The sequence below is a fragment of the Phytobacter sp. V69 genome, assembly GCF_965644215.1.
Classification (GTDB): Bacteria; Pseudomonadota; Gammaproteobacteria; order Enterobacterales; family Enterobacteriaceae; genus Phytobacter.
Genome location: NZ_CBFFRL010000486.1, coordinates 1 through 684, shown reverse-complemented (window position 1 = coordinate 684; position 684 = coordinate 1). Strand labels below are relative to the sequence as shown.

Below are 684 nucleotides of genomic sequence, written 5' to 3'. Positions count from 1 at the left end.
GGTTCTGTCGCATTAAGAAGTCATCAGGTAACATACAGTTTTTTTGTGATGTTCCCTGCCTATGTCTTTGATCCGAAAAGCCTTCAAACGCCTGCATTATCCCGTCGATATTATTGCTCAGTGTGTACGCTGGTACCTGGCTTACTCACTCAGTCTGCGAAATCTGGAAGAGATAATGGCTGAGCGGGGGATTGTCGTTGATCATTCCACGCTTCACCGCTGGGTTATCCGTCTGGTGCCACTGCTGGATAAGGCGTTTCGCCGGCATAAACGCCCTGCAGGACGCCGGTGGCGGATGGATGAAACTTACATAAAAGTCAGGGGGAAGTGGAAATATCTGTACCGGGCCGTCGATACCGGAGGTCAGACAATCGACTTTCTGCTGACCGCGAAGCGGGATGCCGCGGCAGCGCTGCGCTTCTTTCGTAAGGCCATTCGTCAGCACGGTGAACCTGAAGTGGTGACCATTGATAAAAGCGGTGCAAACACCGCTGCCCTTGCGGAGCTGAATGCTGGCAGGGAGGACGATGAGTGCATTAAGGTCAGGCAGAATAAGTATCTGAACAATCTGGTTGAGCAGGATCACCGGAATATCAAACGGCGGATAAAGCTGATGACGGGATTCAAATCTTTTCGACGGGGGCAGGCTATTCTGGCGGGGATCGAAATCATACACATGTTACG

General features: G+C 51.6%; 1 protein-coding gene. It reads left to right on the top strand.

The window, feature by feature from the left end; translation table 11 throughout:
* Positions 1 to 61: 61 nt before the first annotated feature.
* Positions 62 to 684, top strand: a 623-nt coding sequence (locus tag ACSZPU_RS26140; RefSeq protein ID WP_499004530.1) for an IS6 family transposase, incomplete at its 3' end; no start/stop codon positions are given.